Raw genomic sequence first — 565 nt, forward strand, 5'->3', positions numbered from 1 at the left:
CTTAACAGGGCGTTATACCTTTTTTTAGTTGGAGTCTTATGCTCGAGTTTGAAGGCATAGCTAGTCTTGAAGCTATGGTCGATAAGTGTGAAAAACATCTTTTTTCCAAAACAAATCGGAAAGTTGTCAGGTACCGTCAAGAGTATTTAGCAGAATGGTTGTCTGACGAGCTAAAAGAAGACAATGAAAAACTGTTAAAAGACCTTAGTGGTTCAGCCAATGTTTACGCCATATTCGAATCAAAGAATGGTAAAACGTTTCAAGTCAAATATATTGGTCAGACTAAGCGGAAAGGCGCTAGAACTAGACTAACTAATCATCTCATAAAGAAGCACGAGAAGACTGGTGCAAAATTACAGCGTGTAATGGACAGTGTTAGATCTGGAAACGACATATGTATTTCGTGGGTTCAAATAGAGCCTGAGTCATTGCGTCATTATGTCGAGGAAAAGTTAATTGAAAAGCATTCATTAGAGTGGAATGTTCACGGGCAATCAAAGGTATAACAAACTGTTTAAGAGTGATTCGCAACGCGTGGCATTTTTACTATGCGTTGTGTTTAGTG

Annotated in this window: 1 protein-coding gene; it reads left to right on the plus strand. The window is 38.4% G+C overall.

The annotated features are described in order from the left end of the window. The first annotated feature begins 38 nt into the window (after positions 1–38). A complete protein-coding gene (locus KIV41_RS24665; protein WP_239939200.1) occupies positions 39–506 on the plus strand; it encodes a hypothetical protein in 468 nt (155 codons plus the stop codon). The last annotated feature ends 59 nt before the right edge of the window (positions 507–565 follow it).

The organism is Vibrio sp. D401a (assembly GCF_030248515.1).
Classification (GTDB): domain Bacteria; phylum Pseudomonadota; class Gammaproteobacteria; order Enterobacterales; family Vibrionaceae; genus Vibrio; species Vibrio rotiferianus.

Excerpts from the sequence above, each read along its gene's own strand:
- KIV41_RS24665 (WP_239939200.1), top strand. The coding sequence starts at position 39 with ATGCTCGAGTTTGAAGGCATAGCTAGTCTTGAAGCTATGGTCGATAAG.